General features: G+C 68.9%; 18 protein-coding genes. 13 read left to right on the top strand and 5 right to left on the bottom strand.

Going from position 1 to position 21,541, the window contains the following annotated elements; translation table 11 throughout:
• From garD to AC1DYD_RS10185, 3 genes are all read right to left on the bottom strand, one after another.
• Positions 1–1,530, bottom strand: a 1,530-nt coding sequence (garD, locus tag AC1DYD_RS10195) for a galactarate dehydratase (RefSeq protein WP_478172616.1), incomplete at its 3' end; no start/stop codon positions are given.
• A 34-nt stretch (positions 1,531–1,564) separates the two neighbouring features.
• Complete coding sequence (locus tag AC1DYD_RS10190) at positions 1,565–2,716, bottom strand: L-talarate/galactarate dehydratase (protein WP_478172615.1); 1,152 nt, start codon at positions 2,714–2,716, stop codon at positions 1,565–1,567.
• 56 nt (positions 2,717–2,772) lie between these two features.
• Positions 2,773–3,732: a Bug family tripartite tricarboxylate transporter substrate binding protein gene (locus tag AC1DYD_RS10185; protein ID WP_478172614.1), complete on the bottom strand. Its 960-nt coding sequence runs from the start codon at positions 3,730–3,732 to the stop codon at positions 2,773–2,775.
• A 310-nt stretch (positions 3,733–4,042) separates the two neighbouring features.
• Between AC1DYD_RS10185 and AC1DYD_RS10180 the strand changes: the two genes are divergently transcribed.
• The gene (locus AC1DYD_RS10180; protein WP_478172613.1) at positions 4,043–5,044 is read left to right on the top strand and encodes a LacI family DNA-binding transcriptional regulator; all 1,002 of its coding nucleotides are present in this window, start codon (positions 4,043–4,045) and stop codon (positions 5,042–5,044) included.
• A gap of 66 nt (positions 5,045–5,110) precedes the next feature.
• Here the strand turns inward: AC1DYD_RS10180 and AC1DYD_RS10175 are convergent, their stop codons facing one another.
• Positions 5,111–5,845 (bottom strand): FadR/GntR family transcriptional regulator, encoded by a 735-nt coding sequence (locus AC1DYD_RS10175; RefSeq protein ID WP_478172612.1) that lies wholly within the window; start codon positions 5,843–5,845, stop codon positions 5,111–5,113.
• Between the two features lie 230 nt (positions 5,846–6,075).
• Here AC1DYD_RS10175 and AC1DYD_RS10170 point away from each other — a divergent pair, with 230 nt between their 5' ends.
• From AC1DYD_RS10170 to AC1DYD_RS10155, 4 genes are all read left to right on the top strand, one after another.
• Positions 6,076–7,149: an NAD/NADP octopine/nopaline dehydrogenase family protein gene (locus AC1DYD_RS10170; RefSeq protein WP_478172611.1), complete on the top strand. Its 1,074-nt coding sequence runs from the start codon at positions 6,076–6,078 to the stop codon at positions 7,147–7,149.
• An 85-nt stretch (positions 7,150–7,234) separates the two neighbouring features.
• The gene (locus tag AC1DYD_RS10165; RefSeq protein WP_478172621.1) at positions 7,235–8,221 is read left to right on the top strand and encodes a 3-hydroxybutyryl-CoA dehydrogenase; all 987 of its coding nucleotides are present in this window, start codon (positions 7,235–7,237) and stop codon (positions 8,219–8,221) included.
• A complete protein-coding gene (locus AC1DYD_RS10160; RefSeq protein ID WP_478172610.1) occupies positions 8,218–9,018 on the top strand; it encodes an alpha/beta fold hydrolase in 801 nt (266 codons plus the stop codon). Before AC1DYD_RS10165 ends, AC1DYD_RS10160 begins: the two co-directional genes overlap by 4 nt.
• A complete protein-coding gene (locus AC1DYD_RS10155; protein ID WP_478172609.1) occupies positions 9,015–9,959 on the top strand; it encodes a quinone oxidoreductase family protein in 945 nt (314 codons plus the stop codon). Before AC1DYD_RS10160 ends, AC1DYD_RS10155 begins: the two co-directional genes overlap by 4 nt.
• Positions 9,960–9,978: 19 nt before the next feature.
• Here the strand turns inward: AC1DYD_RS10155 and AC1DYD_RS10150 are convergent, their stop codons facing one another.
• Positions 9,979–10,485: a MarR family winged helix-turn-helix transcriptional regulator gene (locus tag AC1DYD_RS10150; protein ID WP_478172608.1), complete on the bottom strand. Its 507-nt coding sequence runs from the start codon at positions 10,483–10,485 to the stop codon at positions 9,979–9,981.
• Positions 10,486–10,594: 109 nt separating this feature from the next.
• Between AC1DYD_RS10150 and AC1DYD_RS10145 the strand changes: the two genes are divergently transcribed.
• The 8 genes from AC1DYD_RS10145 (at position 10,595) to AC1DYD_RS10110 (ending at position 21,535) form a co-directional block, all read left to right on the top strand.
• Complete coding sequence (locus AC1DYD_RS10145) at positions 10,595–12,778, top strand: thiamine pyrophosphate-dependent enzyme (RefSeq protein WP_478172607.1); 2,184 nt, start codon at positions 10,595–10,597, stop codon at positions 12,776–12,778.
• A 10-nt stretch (positions 12,779–12,788) separates the two neighbouring features.
• Entirely contained in the window at positions 12,789–14,297 is a 1,509-nt protein-coding gene (locus AC1DYD_RS10140; RefSeq protein WP_478172606.1) for an indolepyruvate oxidoreductase subunit beta family protein, read from the top strand.
• 17 nt (positions 14,298–14,314) lie between these two features.
• Positions 14,315–15,307, top strand: a complete 993-nt coding sequence (locus AC1DYD_RS10135) for a PDR/VanB family oxidoreductase (RefSeq protein WP_478172605.1) — start codon at positions 14,315–14,317, stop codon at positions 15,305–15,307.
• A gap of 228 nt (positions 15,308–15,535) precedes the next feature.
• Positions 15,536–16,849: an aromatic ring-hydroxylating dioxygenase subunit alpha gene (locus AC1DYD_RS10130; protein ID WP_478172604.1), complete on the top strand. Its 1,314-nt coding sequence runs from the start codon at positions 15,536–15,538 to the stop codon at positions 16,847–16,849.
• Between the two features lie 151 nt (positions 16,850–17,000).
• Entirely contained in the window at positions 17,001–17,483 is a 483-nt protein-coding gene (locus AC1DYD_RS10125; protein ID WP_478172603.1) for an aromatic-ring-hydroxylating dioxygenase subunit beta, read from the top strand.
• A gap of 7 nt (positions 17,484–17,490) precedes the next feature.
• On the top strand, positions 17,491–19,122 hold the full coding sequence (locus tag AC1DYD_RS10120) for an AMP-binding protein (RefSeq protein WP_478172602.1): 1,632 nt from the start codon (positions 17,491–17,493) through the stop codon (positions 19,120–19,122).
• Complete coding sequence (locus AC1DYD_RS10115; protein ID WP_478172601.1) at positions 19,119–20,288, top strand: thiolase family protein; 1,170 nt, start codon at positions 19,119–19,121, stop codon at positions 20,286–20,288. Before AC1DYD_RS10120 ends, AC1DYD_RS10115 begins: the two co-directional genes overlap by 4 nt.
• Complete coding sequence (locus tag AC1DYD_RS10110) at positions 20,285–21,535, top strand: SDR family NAD(P)-dependent oxidoreductase (protein ID WP_478172600.1); 1,251 nt, start codon at positions 20,285–20,287, stop codon at positions 21,533–21,535. The genes AC1DYD_RS10115 and AC1DYD_RS10110 overlap by 4 nt, the downstream gene beginning before the upstream one ends.
• The last annotated feature ends 6 nt before the right edge of the window (positions 21,536–21,541 follow it).

Genomic DNA, 21,541 nt, shown 5'->3' with positions numbered 1-21,541 from the left:
CCAGGTCTTCGTGCGGCCGCTGGCCACTTCGAGCATCAGCCGGAACAGCTCCCAGCCGATGTCTTCGATGCTTGCCTCGCCGTCGGCGATGCGGCCGGCGTTGACGTCCATCAGGTCGTGCCAGCGGCGCGCCAGGTCGCTGCGGGTGGCGACCTTGATCACCGGCACCTCGGCCAGGCCGTAGGGCGTGCCGCGCCCGGTGGTGAAGACATGCAGGTTCATGCCGGCGGCCAGCTGCAGCGTGCCGCAGATGAAGTCGCTGGCCGGCGTGGCGGCATAGAGCAGCCCCTTCTGGCGGGCCTTCTCGCCCGGCGCGACCACGCCCGAGATCGGCGCGCTGCCGCTCTTGACGATCGAGCCCATCGCCTTCTCGACGATGTTCGACAGGCCGCCCTTCTTGTTGCCGGGCGTGGTGTTGGCGCTGCGGTCCACGCGCCCGCGGTCGAGGTAGGCGTCGTACCAGGCCATCTCGCGGATCATGGCCTCGGCCACCTCCGGCGTGCTGGCACGCGCGGTGAGCTGGTCGATGCCGTCGCGCACTTCGGTGACTTCCGAGAACATCACGGTGGCGCCGGCGCGCACCAGCAGATCGGTGCAGAAGCCGACCGCCGGGTTGGCGGTGACGCCCGAGAAGGCGTCGCTGCCGCCGCACTGCACGCCGACCACCAGCTCGCTGGCGGGCACGGTCTCGCGCCGACGGGCATCGAGGCGCTCGAGGTGCTCCTCGGCCTGGCGCAGGATCGCGTCGACCATCGACATGAAGCCGACGTGCGCATCGTCCTGCAGGCAGACCACGTCGAGCTTGGCCTCGGCGCTGTCGCCGACGTCGGCCACGTTGCGCTCGTCCACCAGCGGGATGGTGCCGGGCGGCATCAGGCGCTCGGGCTGCAGCTTCTCGCAGCCCAGGCTGACCACCATGACCTCGCCGCCGAAGTTCGGATTGAGGCTGATGTTGCGCAGCGTGCGGATCGGGATGACGGCGTCGGGGGCGTCGATCGCAACGCCGCAGCCGTAGCCGTGTTCGAGCGCCACGACGTCGTCGACGTTCGGGTACCTGGGCAGCAGCTCGGCCTTGATGCGCCGGACCGCGAACGCGGTCACGCCGGCCACGCACTGCACGGTCTGGGTGATGGCCAGGATGTTGCGGGTGCCGACCGAGCCGTCCGGGTTGCGGTAGCCCTCGAAGCTGTAGCCCGCGAGCGGCGGCAGCGCGGGCGGCTTCACGGTGGCGATCGGCAGGCCTGCGAGCGCGCGCGCGGCGGGCATCTTCAAGAGCCGCTCGTGGACCCAGCTGCCGGCCGGGATGTCCTTGAGCGCATAGCCGATTGCCACGTCGTAGCGGCGCACCTCTGCGCCTTCGGGGATGTCGACCAGCGCCACCTTGTGGGCTTGCGGCACCTTCTCGCGCAGCGTGAGGCCCGAGGGGAACACCGTGCCGGCCGCCAGCCCGCCGTCGTTGGCCACGATCGCGACGTTGTCGTTCGCGTGCATGCGGATGGTCAGCGGCGCGTGTGTGAGGGATTCAGCCATGGGGGGTACTTCGACCTTTCGCATTCAGGTGCGGTCAGGCTCGCTTGCCGACCTCGGTTTCTTCGCGCGTCCAGCCCTTGACCCGGTCGCTCAGGCTCAGCCCGAGGCCCGGGCGGGTCGGCACGAGCATGCGGCCATTCCTGATCTCGAGGCGTTCGTTGAACAGGGGTTCGAGCCAGTCGAAGTGCTCGACCCAGGGCTCGGTCGCGTAGACCGCGCCGAGATGGACGTGCAGTTCCATCGCAAAGTGCGGGCCGAGGCTGAGGCCGGCGTGCTCCGCCAGGCCGGCAACCTTCAGGAACGGTGTGATCCCGCCCACGCGCGGCGCATCGGGCATCAGGTAGTCGGCGGCGCGGTGACGAATGAGTTCTCCGTGCTCCGCCGCGCTGGTCAGCATCTCGCCGGTGGCGATCGGCGTATCGAACTGGGCCGCCAGCGCCGCGTGACCATCGAAGTCGTAGGCATCGAGCGGCTCTTCGATCCACACAAGGTTGTACTGTTCGAAGATGCGGCACATGCGCTGGGCCGTCGGCCGATCCCATTGCTGATTGGCGTCGACCATCAGCGGCATGTCGTCGCCGAGGTGCTTGCGCACCGCCTCCACCCGCCGGATGTCCAGCGCGCGGTCGGGTTGGCCGACCTTGAGCTTGATGCCGCCAATGCCGCGTTCGCGCGAGGCCGCGGCGTTCACCAGCAGCTGGTCGAGCGGCGTGTGCAGGAAACCGCCGGAGGTGTTGTAGCACTGCACCGAATCGCGTTGCGAGCCGAGCAGCTTCGACAGCGAGAGGCCGGCGCGCCTGGCCTTCAGGTCGTAGAGCGCGACATCGAAGGCGCCGATCGCCTGCACGGCCATGCCGCTGCGGCCGACCGATGCGCCGGCCCAGCAAAGCTGGGTCCAGAGCCTCGAGATGTCGCTCGGGTCTTCGCCGATCAGCGCCGGCGCAATTTCCTTCGCATGCGCGAACTGGCCCGGGCCACCGGCTCGCTTCGAGTAGCTGAAGCCCAGTCCCCGGTGGCCGTCCTTCGTCTCGATCTCGGCGAACAGCATCGCAATTTCCGTCATCGGCTTCTGGCGGCCGGTCAGGACCTTGGCGTCGCTGATGGGGTTGGCGAGCGGCAGGTAGCACGACGAGATGCGAACCCAGGTGATGCTGTCACTGGCGGAGGAAGGAGAGGAGGTGGTCATGACGGGATTGCTTTCAATGGGTCCGGAGCTGCCGCTGCGGTCGCGGCGCTGCCTGCTCAGTCGATCGTGATCTTTCCGGTCTCGATCACGTTCTTCCAGCGTGCGTATTCCTTCTGCTGGAACTCGGCGAACTGGGCCGGGGAATTGGCGACCATCTCGAATCCGATCGAGGTGAACTGGTCCTTGACCTTCGGGTCGTTGAGTGCTTCGACGAAGGCCGCATGGGCCTTGTCCCGCACCGCGGGGGACAGCCCCTTGGGGGCGACGATGGCCTGCCATGAGGCCACCTCGACGTTCTTGACCCCCGCCTCGGCCAGCGTCGGCACGTCGGGCAGCACGGGCGAGCGCTTCGGGCTGGTGACGGCCAGCGCGCGCATCTTTCCGCCCTTGATGTATTGCGCGACCGAGTTGATGTTCTGGAACGACGCATCGACCTGACCCCCCATGAGGTCGGTGTGGGCCGGCGAGCCCCCTTTGTAGGGGACATGGATGCCCTGGGTGCCGGTCTGCTGCCAGAAGAGTTCGGCAGTCAGGTGGTCGCTGGAGCCGTTGCCGGCCGACGCGAAGGTCATCTTGCCGGGATTCGCCTTTTCGTAGGCAATCACGTCGGCCACGCTCTTGTGCGGCGAATTCGCAGGCACCACCAGCACGTTCGGCGATGCGACCGCCACGGTGATCAGGTCGAAATCCTTCAGCGCGTCGTACTGCAGGCCCTTGACCAGGTGCGGCACGATGACCAGCGGACCGAGCGAGGTCACGAGAAAGGTTGCGCCGTCGGGCGCCGCGCGCTTGACGAAGGTGGCGCCGATGGTGCCCGTGGCCCCCGCCTTGTTGTCGACGAGAAAGGACTGCTTGAACTTGTCGGTGAGCCGCGGAGCGATGGCGCGCGCCACCTGGTCGGTCGAGCCGCCCGGCGGGAAGGGCACCACCAGGGTGACGGTCTTCTCGGGCCAGCCCTGCGCGTTGGCAGCCATGGCCGACAGGCTCAGAGCGATGGCGCCCAGGTACTTCTTCATGAAATGTCTCCTTGAGATGGTAACGTTGTCATTTTTGATGCTGTACCGCGAGCCACAGCATGGCGGCCTGCGTTGAGGCAAGCTCCGTCCTGCATTCGGATGCACGATTCCCCGACATGGGCGAAATGATATCGTTGTCATTTTTGTCGGTCAATGGGCTTCCGATCGGGGTTTTCCCGGATTTCGAGGGCGGCTCTCGACGTGGCCCCAGCCTTCCGGTGTGCCTTCTGACAACGATGTCAGCGACAGGTCGGTCAATTTTGGTAGGGTCTGGTCTTCACATCCAAATGCCCAGACGCCGACAGCCCGAATGAATGCCGCTTCTCCGTTCAAGGCGGCCACGCTCCACGACGTGGCCAAGGCCGCAGGCGTTTCGCTGATCACTGCGTCGCGCGCCCTCAGCAATCCGGGCGTGGTGTCCGAGAAGACGATCGAGAAGGTGCAGGCCGCGGTCGAGTCGACCGGCTACATACCGAACCTGCTCGCCGGCGGGCTCAAGTCGAAGCGCAGCCTCATGGTGGGCGGCATCGTGCCGGCCCTGTCGGTGTCCCAGTTCCTGCCGACCGTGCAGGCGCTCACCACCGAGCTGGCGGCGGCCGGCTATCAGCTGATCCTGGGCCAGACCGCCTACGACGCCGAGCGGGAGGAGACGGTGCTCAACACGATGATCGGCCGGCAGCCCGACGGCATCGTCATCACGGGCCTCGTGCAGTCCCAGCGCGCCAGGGACCGCCTGCGCAGATCCGGGATTCCGGTGGTCGAGACCTGGGACCTCAGCGATCGGCCGGTCGACATGTTGGTCGGCTTCTCGCACTTGAAGGTCGGAAGTGCGGTGGCCGGCTATTTCCTCGGCAAGGGGTGGAAGCGGATCGGCATCGCCACCGGCGACGACCTTCGTGCGCGGATGCGGCGGGATGGCTTTCAAACCACGATCGGCCGCGAGCTGCCGACCGCTTTCGTGCCGGCACCCAGCAGTCTCGAACTGGGCCGCCGCGCACTGGCCGAATTGTTGGAGCAGGACCCGCATCTGGAGGCGATCTGTTGCAGTTCGGACCAGCTGGCGCATGGCGTGATCGTGGAAGCGCTCGCACGGGGCTTGCGGGTTCCCCAGGACCTGGCGATCTGCGGCTTCGGCAACGCGGACTTCGGTGCCCACACGGTCCCCTCGATCTCCACCGTCCACGTGGACGGCGCCGAGATCGGCCGCCTGGCGGCGCGACTGATCATCGACCGCTGCCGCGGTGAAACGATCGCGAAGCCCGTCATCGACGTCGGATTCCGCATGATCGAGCGGCAATCGACTGTGGCTTAGGGCCTGTTCACCCTATTTCCGGCAACCCGCAGGCCTTCGCGACCCCGGAAATAGGGTGAACAGGCTCTAGTAGCGCCGCTGCGGCTGTTTCGGCAGTTCGGAAGCGCGACGCCGCTCGCGGCCGTTCACCAGGTGGGTTCGCATGGCGGCACGTGCGGCATCGACGTCCTGCTGCGCGATCGCGTTGGCGATGCTTCGATGCTCGCGCAGCACCTGGTCCCTCGAGGCAATGCGCGGTTCTTTCCCGCCCGTGGCTTCCAGGAACGAGGTCGGCACGCAGGTCGGGCCCAGCGCCTCGAGGACGGCAGCGAAATGCGGGCTGTGGGCGGCGCGCGCGATCTCGAGATGAAACTGGAAGTCGGGCACCGCGGTGTCCATGCCTTGCGCCATGGCCATCCGGAAAGCGTTCAGCGCAGCCGCGATGGCCTCCAGGTCCCCGGCATGGCGACGCTGCGCCGCAAGTGCGGCGGCTTCGGATTCCAGGCCGATGCGCAACTCGATCAAGGCAAGCGCCTGCGCGAGGCTGTCGTCCGGGCTGCTGTCGACCTGGAAGGGCTTGGCGCGCGAGGCACCGACCACGAAGGTACCGACGCCTCGCCGAGACTGCACCATCCCTGCGGCCTGCAGCCTTGAGAGCGCTTCCCTGACCACGGTCCGGCTGACACCGAACTCATTCATGATTTCGGCCTCGGTCGGCAACTTGTCGCCGGCGCGCAGGGGGCCGATCCTGATCCGGTGGCTCAATGCGTCGACGATACCCATGCTCAGGTTGCGCGACAGCGATCGGTTGATGCTTTGCATGGGATGGCTCCGGGGCCTTGTCGTGGCTCGCCCGTTCACTCGCGGGTTGCGGCTCGGCGTTGATGATAACGTTGTCATTCATGCTACCGCAAATGGACAGGCCGGTCCAGGCAACTCGGCGCGGGAGGGGATCCGTGGAAACGCGAACACAGCCCGTTTTTAGTTGACACATGAACAGTTGAAAAGTAATGTATTGACGCCCCATCCACTTCAACCTCGACTGCAACCCCATGAAAATCGCAATCCTCGGCGGCGGCCACGGTGCCTACGCGGCCGCTGCCGACCTGTCCGAAGCCGGCCATGAAGTGCGCCTCTGGCGCCGCGATGCCGCCGCGCTGGCACCCGTCGCGCAAGCCGGATCGATCACGCTGAAGGATGCCGACGGCAGTCGCGACGTGAAGATCGCGCTGGCCACCGCCGACATCGGTGTCGCTTTGCGCGATGCCGAGCTGATCGTGATCCCGACCCCGGCCATCGCCCAGGAAGACATCGCCCGTGCGATGGCGCCGCACCTGGTCGACGGCCAGGTGGTGTTCCTGCCGCCGGGCACCTTCGGCAGCTATGTGATGGCGCGCCGGGTGGCCGAGGCCGGCAGCCGCGCCGATGTCGCCTGGGCCGAGACTGGAACGCTGCCTTACCTCGCACGCAAGCATGGCGAGCGAGAGGTCAACGTGACGATCCGCGCCATCCGCCTGCCCACCGGCGTCTATCCGGCGCGCAAGGAACAGCAGGCGATCGCGGTGATCCGCCGGGCCTACCCCAGCGTGCATGGCTGCGGCAATGCACTCTCCGGCGCGCTGATGAACGCCGGCCCGGTGATCCACCCGCCGCTGATGGTGATGAACGCCGCGCCGCTGCAGCACTTCGAGCGCTGGGACATCCACAACGAAGGCACGCAGCCCGCGGTGCGCGACGTGACCGACAAGCTCGACCAGGAGCGCATCGCGGTGCGCGAGGCGCTGGGGCAGGGCGCACCGCACTATCCGCTGGCCGACCACTACAACAACGACCGGTGGATGTACGGCGACGCCCACAAGCAATTGGTGAAGTCGGGCGACTGGCGCGAGAACATCGACCTTCACACGCACCGCTACATCACCGAGGACACCGAGCTCGGCCTGGCCTTCCTGGCCTCGACCGCTCGCTTCGTCGGCGTCGATGCGCCGATCGCGCACGGGCTGCTGGCGATCGTCGGCGGCTTCCTCGGCCGCGATCTGCGCAAGGGGCCGCGCACGCTGGAGACGCTCGGCCTCGCAGGCCTGACTGCCGCTCAACTCAAGCAGAGATTGCACGATGGCGAATGAGAGGCCCCCACGCTCGTCACTTCGTGTGCTCGCTGCCCCCCAAGGGGGCGCAGAACGCCTTGGGGCGGCCCGGCACCGGTCTGACCTGCCTCGCTTCGCCGCCGTCGGCGCGGGCCGCATGGGCCGCGGCATCGCGATCGCCTTCGCCTATGCGGGCCATCGCATTTCGCTGGTCGACCTGCGCCCGCGCAGCGACGAGGCCTGGCAGAAGCTGCGCGGCGAAGCGCAGGCCGAGATCGAAGCCAGCCTCGCGGGGCTGGCCCAGCTCGGCGTGATCGATGCGCAACAGGTCGCGGCGATTGCGGCGCGGGTCGAATTCGTCAACGCAGCGGACGCGCCGGCGGCACTGGCCGCCGCCGAGCTGCTGTTCGAAGGCGTGCCCGAGACTCTCGAAGCCAAGCGCGAGGCCTTCGAGTGGCTCAATCGGCATTGCCGCGACGACGCGATCATCACCTCGACCACCAGCAGCATCCTCGTGACGCAACTGGCGGCGCTGGTGCACAGGCCCGAGCGCTTCCTCAACATGCACTGGCTCAACCCGGCCTACGTGATCCCGGTGGTCGAGCTGAGCTGCCATGCGGGCACCGACCCGGCCGTGCTGGCACGCACCAAGTCGCTGATGGAGGCCATCGGCAAGCTGCCGGTGGTCTGCGGCCCGACCCCCGGCTACATCGTGCCGCGGCTTCAGGCGCTGGTGATGAACGAGGCGGCCCGCATGATCGAGGAGGGCGCCGCCACCGCCGAAGAGATCGACAAGGCCACGCGCTACGGCCTCGGCCTGCGCTTCGCGGCGCTCGGCGTGGTCGAGTTCATCGACTTCGGCGGCTGCGACATCCTGCATCACGCGAGCCGCGAGATGTCGGCCTCGATCGACAAGGCGCGCTACGCGGCGCCGGCGATCGTCGACCGGATGGTCGATGAAGGCCGGCTCGGGCTGAAGAGCGGCAGCGGCTTCTACGACTACGAAGGGCGCGATGTCGTCGCCTACCGCCGCGACGTGCTGTCGCGCACGCTGGGCATGCTCAAGCATGCCGGGCTCTGGCAGCCGCCTGCCCCCGAGACGCTGGCATGAAGATCCGGCGCGCCTTCGCCGATCTGTCGGTGGGCCAGGTGCACTACGCAGAGTGCGGTGACGTGCAGGCGCCGCCGGTGCTGCTGCTGCACCAGTCGCCGCGCAGCTGGACCGAGTACCGCGAGGTGCTGCCTCTTCTTGGCGCGCGCTGCCGTGCCATTGCGATGGACACCGCGGGCTTCGGCGACTCGGCGGCGATCGACGGGCCGGCGAGCATCGAGGGCTGGGCCCGGGTCGCGGTCGAACTGCTGGACGCGCTCCACATCGCGCGGGTCGACATCGTCGGCCACCACACGGGCGGCGTGATCGCGGTCGAGATCGCGGCCGCCTTTCCCGAGCGGGTGCGCAGCCTGGTGCTGTCGTCCACGCCCTTCACCGACGAGGGCTTCCGGCGCGCGCGTGCCACGCGGCCGCCGATCGACGAGGTCGCGCCCAGCGACGACGGCAGCCACCTCGCCGCGCTGTGGCAGCGCCGCCAGGGCTTCTATCCGGCCGGGCGCCCCGAGCTGCTGGAGTCCTTCGTGCGCGATGCGCTCACGGCCAGCGGCAGCCCCGAGGACGGCCATCGCGCGGTCGCCGCCTACCGGATGGAAGCGCGCATCCAACGCGTGCGGCAGCCGGTGCTGATCCTGCGCGCGACCGACGATCCTTTCGCTTCGCCGCATGCCGCCGAACTGCAGCGCGAGCTGCCGCAGGCGCGCATCGTCGACATGGCGGGCGGCATGGTGCCGCTGCCCGACCAGATGCCCGAGGCCTTCGCTGCCGCGGTGCTCGCTTTCCTGGAGACGCGCGCATGAAAGCGGTGCGCGTACACGCCTTCAATGCGCCGCCGGTGCTGGCGCAGGTGGCGGAGCCGCCCTTGCTGCCGGGCCGCACGATCGTGCGCATGGAGGCCGCCACGGTCGGCCACATCGACCGCACCGTCTGGCGCGGCAGCTTCCTGAAGCATCCGCCCTTCCCCTACACGCCGGGCGTCGAGGCCGCGGGCGTCGTCGTCGCGAGCGGCCGCCACGCCGAGGGACAGCGTGTGTGGCTGCGCGGCAGCGGCCTGGGCACGCTGTTCGACGGCACCTGGTGCGAGCTGATCGATGCGCCCGACGAGGCGCTGGGCCTGCTGCCCGATGCGGTGCCCGCGACCCTCGGCGCGGCCTTCTTCTCGCCCTGCACTTCGGCCTGGGTCGCGCTGCACGAGGTCGCGCAATTGCGCGCCGGCGAGCGCGTGGGGGTGACGGGCGCGACCGGTGCGGTCGGCTCGCTGCTGGTGCAACTGGCGCTCGATGCCGGTGCCGAGGTCACGGCGGTGGTGAGCGATGCGGCGCAGGCCCAGGCGATGCCGGCCGCGGCGCAGGTTCTCGTGCTCGGTGACGATCCGGCCGCGGCGCTGGCCCCGGTCTCCGTGGACCTGCTGGTCGACACCGTCGGCGGGCCGGTATTGGCCGCCGCCCTGCCCCGGGTGGAGGCGGGCGGCCGGGCGGTGCTGGTCGGCTACACCGCGGGCAACGCGCTGGCGCTGGACCTCGCGCATTTCCTGCAGCGCGACGTCGCGCTGCTGCCGCTCAACATGTTCCGCCGCGAAGCCGCCGGACGGGCGGCGGCGCCGCAGCTGCTCGAGCGGCTGGCCGACGGCCGCCTCCGCCTCGACACCCAGTCCTTCGCCTTGGAAGAGGCCGCGGCGGCCATGGACTGGATCGCCCAGCGCGGCCATCGCGGCCGCGCCGTGCTGGTGCCCCGTCGCTGAGCGCCGAGGCGACAGCGGCTCACTCGTCGTCTTCGACTGCCTCGCCCGGCGCACGCGCATGCAGCGCGATGATGTGGCGCAGCGTGCGCTTGAGTTCCTCGGCGCGCTCCAGGCCGAAGGGCTCGAGCACCCGCAGTTCGTGCTCGCGCGCCAGCTCCATCAGATGCTCCACCGCCTGCGTGCCCTGGGGCGTGATGCGCACCAGAGTGACACGCCGATCACTGTCATGGGGCAGGCGCTCGATCTGGCCGCGGGCTTCCATGCGGTCGAGCAGCCGCGTCACGGTCGGCTGCTTGGTCACCGTGACCTGCGCCAGCGCGCCGATGCTGATGGCCTGGCCGCCGGCCAGCGAGGCCATCACGCGCCATTCGGAGACCGAGAAGCCATGCTGCCGTGCCACCCGATGGAACTCCGAGGAGATCAGCTGGCTCGCCTGCGCCAGCAGTGCGGGCAGGTAGTCGTCGACGAAGCGGTGGCTGGGGGCCGCCGCCTCTTGCCTGAACGGCCCCAGACTCGTGGCGGGCACGCTGCTTGCTTGTCTAGGGTTATTCATGATTGTGAATACATTCAGTTGTCAATATTATAGAGACCGCGGTGCCGATAGTGGCCCGCAGTCCCACGAATGAAGGAACACCATGGCAGAGCGATCGTTCGTCGAAGAGGTGAAGAAGCTCCGGCTTTCCGGCGGCGACGTGTTCCGGGGTGAAGGCATTCTGGCAGTCACCAAGGCCTTGCTGGAATCCGGCGTGTCCTACGTCGCCGGCTACCAGGGCGCCCCGATCTCGCATCTGATGGACGTGCTGGCCGATGCCCAGGACATCCTGGCCGAACAGGGCATCCGCTTCGAGAACAGCGCCAGCGAAGCCACCGCTGCGGCGACGCTGGCGGCCTCGGTCAACTATCCGCTGCGCGGCGCCGTGACCTTCAAGGCCACGGTCGGCACCAACGTGGCTTCCGATGCGCTGGCCAACCTGGCTTCGGGCGGTGTGACCGGCGGCGCGCTGATCATCGTCGGCGAGGACTACGGCGAGGGCTCCTCGATCATGCAGGAGCGCAGCCATGCCTTCGCGATGAAGTCGCAGATCTGGCTGCTCGATCCGCGGCCCAACCTGCCGTCGATCGTCGAGGCCGTGAAGCAGGGCTTCGAGCTGTCGGAAGCGAGCCACACGCCGGTGATGCTGCAGCTGCGCATCCGCGCCTGCCATGTGCACGGCCACTTCATCGCCGGCGACAACAAGCGCGCCAAGTTCACGCTGCAGGACGCGCTCGAGAATCCGCAGCGCGACGTCGGCCGCATCGTGCTGCCGCCGGCCAGCTTCGTCCACGAGCAGGAGAAGGTGCGCGACCGCTGGCCCGCCGCGGTCAAGTTCATCGAGGAGCGTGGGCTCAACGAGTTCTTCTCCGAGGGCGCCGACGACATCGGCATCATCGTCCAGGGCGGCAGCTACAACACGATGGTGCGCGCGCTCGAGCGCCTCGACCTGGCCGACGTCTATGGCAACTCCAAGGTGCCGCTCTACGTCATGAACGTCGCCTACCCGGTGATCGAGAGCGAGGTGCTGCGTTTCTGCGAGGGCAAGCGCGCGGTGCTGGTGGTCGAAGAAGGCCAGCCCAACTTCGTCGAGCAGAACCTGGCGACCATCCTGCGCCAGGCCGGTTCGACGACCGCGCTGCACGGCAAGGACATGCTGCCGGTGGCCGGCGAGTACACGGCGGCCGAGCTGCTCAAGGGCGCGCGCATGTTCTGCGAGCGCTACGACCGGCTGCAGCCGCTGCCGGTTCCCGCGCCAGTGCGCAAGGTGATTCCGCTGATCGAAGTCGCGGCGCTCGGCGTCGACGCCGCGCCCGAGCCCTCGCTGCCGCTGGGCGACAGCGTGCATGCGCGGCCGCCGGGCTTCTGCACCGGCTGCCCCGAGCGGCCGATCTTCAGCGCCATGAAGCTGGTCGAGCGCGAGCTCGGCGCGCACCACGTGAGCGCCGACATCGGCTGCCACCTGTTCTCGATCCTGCCGCCCTTCAACATCGGCAACACGACGATGGGCTACGGGCTCGGCGGCGCCGGCGCGTCGGCGCTCAATGCGCCGGCGGGCAAGCGGGCGATTTCGGTCATGGGCGACGGCGGCTTCTGGCACAACGGCCTGACCAGCGGCGTCGCCAACGCGGTCTTCAACCGCAGCGACAACCTGACCATCGTGGTCGACAACAACTACACCTCCGCGACCGGCGGGCAGGACATCCTGTCGTCGAACGCGAACAACGCGACCCGCAGCACCGGCCACGCGATCGAGCGCGCGGTGCGCGGCGTCGGAGTGAAATGGGTGCGGACGCTGCGCCGCACCTACGATGTCGCCGGCATGCGCGATGCCTTGAAGGACGCGCTGACGACCAAGGAGAAGGGCCCGAAGGTGCTGATCGCGCAGTCGGAATGCATGCTGAACCGGCAGCGCCGCGAGAAGCCGCTGGTGCGCAAGGCGATCGCCGAGGGCAGGCGCTCGGTGCGCGAGAAGTTCGGCGTCGATTCCGACACCTGCACCGGCGACCACTCCTGCATCCGGCTGTCGGGCTGCCCGTCGCTGTCGATCAAGCCGAACCCCGACCCGCTGCGCACCGACCCGGTGGCGACCGTGCTCGACAGCTGCGTCGGCTGCGGCGTCTGCGGCGAGGTCTCGCATGCAGCGGTGCTGTGCCCGTCCTTCTACAAGGCGCAGATCGTGAGCAACCCGAGCCGCTGGGACCTGTTGCGCGAAAGCCTTCGCGCACGGGTCATCGGCTGGCTGCAAAAGGGCGAGGCCAAGCGCCGCGCGGCCTATGCCTTCTGAACGGACGACGATGCGCGCACAACCTATCAAGATTGCGATCATGGCCATGGGCGGCGAGGGCGGCGGCGTGCTGGCCGACTGGATCGTCGACATGGGCGAGGCCAACGGCTACCTGGCGCAGACCACCTCGGTGCCGGGCGTGGCCCAGCGCACCGGCGCCACCATCTACTACGTCGAGCTCTACCCCGAGGCGCAGGCCGAAGCCGATGGCGGCCGGCCGGTGCTGGCGCTGATGCCGCTGCCGGGCGATGTCGACGTGGTGCTGGCCTCGGAACTCATGGAAGCCGGCCGCGCGGTGCAGCGCGGGCTGGTCACGCGCGACCGCACCACGCTGGTCGCCTCGACGCACCGCGTCTACTCGATCGCCGAGAAGAGCGCGCTGGGCGACGGCCGGGTCGACAGCAGCGAACTGCTCAAGCATGCCGAGCGCGCCGCCAAGCGCTTCATCCGCTTCGACATGGCGCAGGCCGCCGAGGCCTCGGGCAGCGTGATCAGCGCGGTGCTGTTCGGCGCGCTCGCGGGTGCCGGCGTTCTGCCTTTCGGCCGGGCCCAGTTCGAGGCCACGATCGAGCGCGGCGGGGTGGGCGTCAAGCCCAGCCTCAAGGCCTTCGGTGGCGCCTACCTGCGCGCGCAGGGCGAGCCGGAGCCCGAGGCCACCGTGGCCGAAGCCGCCCTGCCGGCGCCGCAGCCGCGCCATCCCGCGGTGCGGGCGCTGGTCGAGCGCGTGCAGCGAGACTTTCCGTCGCCGGCGCAGCTATTCCTGCTCGAAGGCGTGCGCCGGCTGATCGACTACCAGGACCTGGACTATGCCGGCCTGTACCTCGACCGCGTGGCCGCCGTCGCGGCCATTGCCACGCCCACGGGCGACGGCGACGGCCGCCTGCTGCGCGAGACCGCGCGCCACCTGGCCCTGTGGATGTCCTACGAGGACACGGCCCGCGTCGCGGCCCTCAAGACGCGCGCATCCCGCTTCGACCGCGTGCGCGGCGAGGCGCGCGTGCAGGACGGCCAGGTGCTGGCGATCAACGAGTACATGCACCCGCGGCTGCAGGAAATCTGCGAGACGCTGCCGGCCGGCATCGGCCGCTGGCTGATGGATTCGCGCCTGCCGCGCCGGGTGGTCGAGCATTTCACGCAGAAGGGCCGTGTGATCCAGACCAGCTCGCTGCGCGGCTACCTGATGCTGCGCGCGGTGGCGGCCTGCAAGCGCTGGCGCCGCTCGACCCTGCGCTACGCCGAGGAGAACCGGCGCATCGAGGAATGGCTCGCGCGCATCGCCGAGATCGCGCCGCGCCATCCCGAACTCGCGATCGAGATCGCGCAGTGCCAGCGGCTGGTCAAGGGCTACAGCGACACCCACGAGCGCGGCCTGCGCAACTACGACACCGTGATGGCGGCGGTGCAGCGCGCCGGCGCCGCGATCGCACCCGCCACCCTGCGCGAGTTGCGCGATGCCGCGCTGGCCGACGAGCACGGCAACAAGCTGCAAGCCGTGCTCGCCCGGCACGCGCTCGCCTGAACAACGGAAGACCTGCCATGTCCGCCCAGCCCCTGACCCTGCAACTGCGCGTCGCCGAGGCGCGCGAACTGAACCCGCTGATCAAGACCTTCAGGTTGCGATCGGACGATGGTGGCGCGCTGCCCGGCTTCGCCGCGGGCGCCCACATCCGCGTGCGCGTCGAACTGCCCGATGGCGCGCACGACTGGCGCCACTACTCGCTGATCAATTTCTCCGCCGACGCGAAGGCCACCGACGCACCGAGCGAGTATGTGATCGCGGTGCGCAAGGAGGCCGAGGGCCGCGGCGGCTCGCGCTTCATGCACGAGCGGCTGCGCGAAGGCGATGCGCTCACGATCGAGGCGCCCAAGAACGACTTCCCGCTGCACACCGGACCGGGCGGCACCGTGCTGCTGGCCGGCGGCATCGGCGTGACGCCGCTCGCCAGCATGGCAACGCGCCGCCGCGCCGAGGGCCTGCCGGTGCGCATGCACTATGCCGGCCGCAGCCGCGAGCTGATGGCCTTCGTGCCGGAACTCGAGGCGCTGCTCGGCGGCGACCTGCGCCTGCATGCCGATGCCGAGCAGGGCGGACCTTTCGACATCGGCGCCATGCTCGACGGCATGCCGGCCGGCGACCGGCTCTACGTGTGCGGGCCCAAGCTGATGCTCGACGCCGTGCTGGCGCAAACCCAGGCCCGCGGCTGGACCCACGACCGCGTGCACTTCGAGCTCTTCACGACGCCGGCGGTGGAGGAGGGCGACCACGCCTTCGAGGTCGAGCTCGCGCAGTCCGGCCAGCGCTTCACCGTGCCGGCCGACCAGAGCATCCTCGACTGCCTGATCGCGCACGGCTGCGACCCGATGTTCGATTGCAAGCGCGGCGAGTGCGGCGTCTGCGCCACGCCCGTGATGGAAGGCGAGATCGACCACCGCGACTATGTGCTGACCGCGCGCGAGAAGGCGCAGGGCAACGTCATGCAGATCTGCATCTCGCGCGCCAAGGGGCAGCGCCTGGTGCTGGACATATGAACACCCCCGAAGCGCCTGCGGCGCCCCGAGTCGCTGCCAGAGGCAGCGGCTCTTCGGGTCCGTCCAAGCCTGCGCAGGCAGGCTTGGAGCCGCGGACCTCAGCCCCTCAAGGGGGCGATACCAGCGGCCCGGCGAAGCCGGTTCCGCGGTATCCCTGGCTTTTGCGGCGCCGGATTCATGCGTCGCGAGAAATCGATAGCGTGCTGAAAAACTGAACTGGAGAGGACCATGAGCAAGTACCGAGGCAACCCCGAAGCGGTGCGCGCGCTGGTGCAGCCCGACCGCGTGCACCGCGACCTCTACACCAGCGCCGAGCTGTTCGAGCTGGAACAGGAGCACTTCTTCGCCAACACCTGGAACTACGTCGGCCACGAGAGCCAGCTGCCCAAGCCGGGCGACTACCTCCACACCGAGATCGCCGGCCGGCCGCTGATCATCGTGCGCCACAGCGACGGCTCGGTGCGCGCGATGATGAACCGCTGCGCGCACAAGGGCTCGCGGCTGGTGAGCGCGCCCTGCGGCAACACCGGCAAGTTCTTCCGCTGCCCCTACCACGCCTGGACCTTCAAGACCGACGGCTCGCTGCTGTCGATCCCGCTCAAGAACGGCTACGAGGGCACGCAGCTGCACGAATGCGAATCGGCCAAGGGACTGACCACGATCAGGAACGTGCGCAGCTACCGCGGCTTCATCTTCGTCAAGATCAACGACGTCGGCCCCGACTTCGAGGCCTACTTCGGCGACTCGCTGAGCTCGATCGACAACATGGCCGACCGCTCGCCCGAGGGCGAGCTCGAGATCGCCGGCGGCTGCCTGCGCTTCATGCACCAGTGCAACTGGAAGATGTTCGTCGAGAACCTCAACGACACGATGCACCCGATGGTGGCGCACGAGTCGTCGGCCGGCACCGCCAAGAGCATGTGGGCCGGCCAGCCCGAGGACGAGCCCAAGCCGATGGCGATCGAGCAGTTCGTGCCCTTCATGTCGGACTACAAGTTCTTCGAGGACATGGGCGTTCGCACCTACGACAACGGCCACAGCTTCACGGGCGTGAACTTCAGCATCCACAGCAAGTACAAGGCGATCCCGGCGTACGACGATGCGATGAAGGCGCGCTACGGCGAGGAGCGCACCGCGCAGATCCTCGGCATGGCGCGGCACAACACGGTGTACTACCCGAACCTGACGATCAAGGGCGCGATCCAGGCGATCCGCGTGGTGCGGCCGATCGCGGTCGACAAGACGCTGGTCGAGAGCTGGACCTTCCGCCTCAAGGGCGCGCCGCCCGAGCTGCTGCAGCGCACGACCATGTACAACCGGCTGATCAACTCCCCCTTCTCGGTGGTCGGCCACGACGACCTGCAAGCCTACCGCGGCATCCAGGCCGGACTGCATGCGAGCGGCAACGAATGGGTCAGCCTGCACCGCAACTTCGACCCGTCGGAAACGGCGGGCGGCGAGATCACCACCCTCGGCACCAGCGAGCTGCCGATGCGGAACCAGTACAGAAGCTGGGCCCGCTACATGACGGAAACAATGTGAACCACCCCCAAGTCTTCGCGCACTTCGTGTCGCTTCGCCCACCCCCTTCGAGGGGGCAACACCAGCGGCCCGGCCAAGCCGGATCTGCGGTGTTTCCCGAACGGGCAGGGCGCACGGGTGCCTCGGGATGCAGCGTGATGGAGATGAAGAAATGACGGAACCGAGCCGCCAGGACCTGATCGACTTCGTGGTCAACGAAGTGCGCCTGCTCGATGCCAAACGCTACGAAGAGTGGAACGCGCTCTTCACCGACGATGCCTTCTACTGGGTGCCGCTGGTGCCCGACCAGGAAGACGGCCTCAACCACAGCTCGCACATGTACGAGGACAAGCTGCTGCGCGAGCTGCGGATCGAGCGGCTCAAGAGTCCGCGCGCCTTCTCGCAGCAGCCGCCGAGCCGTTGCCATCATCTGCTGCAGACCCCGACGGTCGAGGAATTCGACCTCGAGGCCGGGCGCTTCGTGCTGCGCAGCGAGTTCCATTACACCGAATCGCGGGGCGATGAGCTCCAGTTCTATGTCGGCACCTTCTTCCATCACCTGACGCTGCAGGACGGCGCGCTGCGCATGACGCAGAAGCGCGTCAACCTGCTCAATTGCGACGCGGCGCTGCCCGCGGTGCAGCTGTTCATCTAGGGACGCCATGCCGCACGCCACCGTCCACGATGCCTTCGCAGCCAGCGCCCGGCGCACGCCCGAGGCCGAGTTCCTGTTCACCGAGTCGGTCACGGCCCGGGCCTACGGCATCGCGGCAGGCGCGATCCTCTGGGGCCAGGCAGCGGCCGAAGTGGAACGCCTGCGCGCCGCCTATGCAAAGGCCGGCTACGGCCATGGCCACCGCGTCGGCCTGTTGCTGGAGAACCGGCCGGCCTTCCTGTTCCACTGGTTCGCGCTCAACGCATTGGGCGCGAGCGTGGTGCCGATCAACGCCGAGATGCGCTCGGCCGAACTGAGCTACCTGATCGGGCACAGCCAGATCGGCCTTGCGGTCACTCTTCCCGGCCGCGCGGCCGACCTGCAGGCCGCGGCGGCGGAAGCCGGCATCGCCTTCGCGACCATGGGGCCCGACGACCTCGATGCGGTCCCGCCGGCCGCCGCGCCGGCGCCGCGTGCCGCCGAGGCCATCGACCTCCAGACCGAATGCGCGCTGCTCTACACCTCCGGCACCACGGGCCGGCCCAAGGGCTGCATGCTGAGCAACGCCTACTTCCTGCGCGCCGGCCAGTGGTACGCGGAGCTCGGCGACCTGTGCGAGGTGCGGCCCGATGCCGAGCGCATCATCACGCCGCTGCCGCTCAACCACGTCAACGCGATGGCCTTCTCGACCATGGTGGTGCTGGTCGCGGGCGGCTGCCTGGTGCAGCTCGACCGCTTCCATCCCAAGAGCTGGCTGCAGAGCGCGCGCGAGAGCCGGGCCACCATCGCACACTACCTCGGCGTGATGCCGGCCATGCTGCTGGCCGCGCCCGCTGCGACGTCGGACCGCGAGCACGCCATCCGCTGGGGCTTCGGCGCCGGGGTCGACCGCAAGAACCACGCGCCCTTCGAGGCCCGCTTCGGCTTCCCGCTGGTCGAGGCCTGGGCCATGACCGAGACCGGTGCCGCCGCCTGCGTGATGGCCAACCACGAACCGCGCCATGTGGGCACGAGCTGCTTCGGCCGCCGCGAGGATTTCGTCGAGATCCGCCTGGTCGACGACGTGGGCCACGACGTCGCCGACGGCTCGCCGGGCGAACTGCTGGTGCGCTCCGCGGGGCCCAATCCGAAGCGCTACTTCTTCTCGGGCTACCTGAAGGACGAGGCCGCCACGCTCGAGGCCTGGGCCGGTGGCTGGTTCCACACCGGCGACATGGTTCGCCGCGATGCCGAAGGCAATTTCTACTTCGTCGACCGCAAGAAGAACGTGATCCGTCGCAGCGGCGAAAACATCTCGGCCGTCGAGGTCGAGAGCGTGCTGAACCAGCATCCGGCCGTGAAGGCATCGGCGGTGGCCGCCACGCCCGATGCGGTGCGCGGCGACGAGGTGCTGGCCTGCATCGTGATGCGCGAGGACGCCGATGCGTCCGCCCCGGAGCAGCTCGCGGCCAGCATCGTCGACCACGCGCTGGCGCAGCTGGCCTACTACAAGGCGCCGGGCTACGTGGCCTTCGTCGACGCGCTGCCGCTCACGGCCTCGCAAAAGATACAGCGCGGGCAGCTGCGCGAACTCGCGCATGCACTGCCGGGGCAGGCGCACTGCATCGACACCCGCGCGATGAAGAAGAGGCAGTCATGACAAGGCGAATGTCCTACGAAGGCGTGGCTGTCGCGGTACCGGTCACCGTGCCCTACCAGCGCTATTCGACGCTGGGCGCCCACTGGTTCCTCGGCCAGGCGATGGAGGCGCTGGTGCAGGCCAGCGGCCTCGAGAAAGAGCAGATCGACGGCCTCTGCGTCAGCAGCTTCTCGCTGGCGCCCGACACCGCGGTCGGCGTGACGCAGCACCTGGGCCTGTCGCCGCGCTGGCTCGACCACATGCCCACCGGCGGCGCCTCGGGCGTGATGTGCCTGCGGCGTGCGGCGCGCGCGGTGCAGGCCGGCGACGCCGATGTGGTGGCCTGCGTGGCGGCCGACACGAATCACGTGGACTCCTTCCGCCAGACGCTGGGCAGCTTCAGCAACTTTGCGCGCGACGCCACCTATCCCTACGGCTCGGGCGGGCCGAACTCGATCTTCGCGATGATCACGTCGCACTACATGCGTACCTTCGGCGCCACGCGCGAGGACTTCGGCCGAATCTGCGTCGACCAGCGCAGCAATGCGCTGAAGAACCCGAACGCGATGTTCAAGAAGGCGCTGACGCTCGACGAGTACATCGCGGCGCGGCCGATCTCGGATCCGATCCATCTGTTCGACTGCGTGATGCCCTGCGCCGGTGCCGAGGCCTTCCTCGTGATGAGCGAGGAGAAGGCGCGCGACCTGGGGCTGTCGCATGCGGTGATCCGCGGTGCGATCGAGCGCCACAACGCCTACTCGGAAGACCCGGTGATGGTGCGCGGCGGCTGGCGCCGCGACCGCGACGAGCTCTACGCCCAGGCCGGCGTGCAGCCCGCCGACATCGACTTCGTCCAGACCTACGACGACTACCCGGTGATCGTGATGATGCAGTTCGAGGACCTCGGCTTCTGCGAGAAGGGCGAGGGCTCGGCCTTCGTGCGCTCGCACACGATGACCCACGACGGCAGCTTCCCGAACAACACCAGCGGCGGCCAGTTGTCGGCCGGGCAGGCCGGTGCCGCCGGCGGTTTCCTCGGCATGACCGAATCGATCCGCCAACTGACCGACACGGCGGGACCGCGCAGCGTGGCCGACGCGCAGCTCGGCCTGGTCGCCGGCTTCGGGATGGTGACTTACGACCGCTGCCTGTGCACCGGCGCGGTGATTCTGGGGAGACCGGCATGACGATGCCCTTGATGCGCCCCAAGCGCAAGAACCCGGTGCTGCGCACCCGGCAGATGAACCTGCCGCCCTGGGCCCGCGGCCGCGTTGCGCTGGGCATCACGGCGGCCGCCGCCGAGGGCCGCTTCGAGCTGCAGACCTGCGAGGACTGCGGCACGGTGCAGTACCCGCCGCGCGAGGCCTGCCACAAGTGCCTGTCGCCGCGCCTGCACTGGCGCGCGCAGGGTGGCGAGGGGCAGTTGCTCAGCAGCACCACGCTGCATCACAGCAACGACCTGTTCTTCCGCGAACGGCTGCCCTGGCGGCTGGGGCTGGTGCAGCTCGATGCCGGGCCGACGTTGATGGTCCACCTGCATGGGGAGGTCGGCGAGGCGCCGGCGCGCGTGCGCGTGGGCGCCCGCCTCGACCGCGCCGGGCAGGCGGTATTGATTGGATTTCCGAACGAAGGGAGCGCCCACATGGCCGACGACAAGATGCTGAGGGAAATGACCAGCGACCCGAAATTCCGCAAGGTGCTGGTCACAGACGGCAAGACCGAGGTCGGCCAGGCGATCGTGCGCGCGCTGGTCAAGGCCGGCGCCGACATCGTCTGGGTCGGCCATGCCGAGCCCTGGAAGAAGATGGGCGGCCTCGAAGATTTCACGGCGCTGCCGCAGGTCACGCTGGTGCCGCTCGACCTCACCAACGGCCGCTCGGTGACCGAGCTGGCCGGCGAGATCGGCGGCAAGGTCGACATCGTGATCAACAACGCCGAGGTGCACCGCAGCTTCGGCATCGGCGCGCGGCGCGGCACGGACGTCGCCAAGGCCGAGATGGACATCAACTATTTCGGCCTGCTGCGCCTGGCGCAGGAGTTCGGCCCGGCGCTCAAGGGCCGCTCGGCCGACGGCGCGACCGGCGCCACCGCCTGGGTCAACCTGCTGTCGATCTACGCGCTCAGCAACTTTCCGCCGCACGGCACCTTCAGCGCCTCGAAGGCCGCGGCCCATTCGCTCGCGCAATGCCTGCGTGCCGAGATGCGGCCGGCCGGCATCCGCGTGATCAACGTCTTCCCGGGGCCGATCGACGACGAATGGAACCAGCACACGCCGCCGCCCAAGCTGGCCGGCAGTGCCCTCGCCAACGCCATCGTCAAGGCGCTGCGCGACGGTGTCGAGGACGTCTATCCCGGCGATGTGGCGCAGGAGTGGCTCGAACGCTGGCGCGACAACCCCAAGATCCTGGAACGCGAACTCGCAGCAGGTAGCTGAAAGCAG

The organism is Variovorax sp. P4_B11 (assembly GCF_056402355.1).
The sequence above is the reverse complement of the archived record's forward strand: the minus strand, read 5'-3'. Positions and strand labels throughout refer to the sequence as shown.

Coding starts and splice junctions, on each gene's coding strand:
- AC1DYD_RS10190 (WP_478172615.1), bottom strand. CDS start 2,716: ATGACCACCTCCTCTCCTTCCTCCGCCAGTGACAGCATCACCTGGGTT.
- AC1DYD_RS10185 (WP_478172614.1), bottom strand. CDS start 3,732: ATGAAGAAGTACCTGGGCGCCATCGCTCTGAGCCTGTCGGCCATGGCT.
- AC1DYD_RS10180 (WP_478172613.1), top strand. CDS start 4,043: ATGAATGCCGCTTCTCCGTTCAAGGCGGCCACGCTCCACGACGTGGCC.
- AC1DYD_RS10175 (WP_478172612.1), bottom strand. CDS start 5,845: ATGCAAAGCATCAACCGATCGCTGTCGCGCAACCTGAGCATGGGTATC.
- AC1DYD_RS10170 (WP_478172611.1), top strand. CDS start 6,076: ATGAAAATCGCAATCCTCGGCGGCGGCCACGGTGCCTACGCGGCCGCT.
- AC1DYD_RS10160 (WP_478172610.1), top strand. CDS start 8,218: ATGAAGATCCGGCGCGCCTTCGCCGATCTGTCGGTGGGCCAGGTGCAC.
- AC1DYD_RS10155 (WP_478172609.1), top strand. CDS start 9,015: ATGAAAGCGGTGCGCGTACACGCCTTCAATGCGCCGCCGGTGCTGGCG.
- AC1DYD_RS10145 (WP_478172607.1), top strand. CDS start 10,595: ATGGCAGAGCGATCGTTCGTCGAAGAGGTGAAGAAGCTCCGGCTTTCC.
- AC1DYD_RS10140 (WP_478172606.1), top strand. CDS start 12,789: ATGCGCGCACAACCTATCAAGATTGCGATCATGGCCATGGGCGGCGAG.
- AC1DYD_RS10135 (WP_478172605.1), top strand. CDS start 14,315: ATGTCCGCCCAGCCCCTGACCCTGCAACTGCGCGTCGCCGAGGCGCGC.
- AC1DYD_RS10130 (WP_478172604.1), top strand. CDS start 15,536: ATGAGCAAGTACCGAGGCAACCCCGAAGCGGTGCGCGCGCTGGTGCAG.
- AC1DYD_RS10125 (WP_478172603.1), top strand. CDS start 17,001: ATGACGGAACCGAGCCGCCAGGACCTGATCGACTTCGTGGTCAACGAA.
- AC1DYD_RS10120 (WP_478172602.1), top strand. CDS start 17,491: ATGCCGCACGCCACCGTCCACGATGCCTTCGCAGCCAGCGCCCGGCGC.
- AC1DYD_RS10115 (WP_478172601.1), top strand. CDS start 19,119: ATGACAAGGCGAATGTCCTACGAAGGCGTGGCTGTCGCGGTACCGGTC.
- AC1DYD_RS10110 (WP_478172600.1), top strand. CDS start 20,285: ATGACGATGCCCTTGATGCGCCCCAAGCGCAAGAACCCGGTGCTGCGC.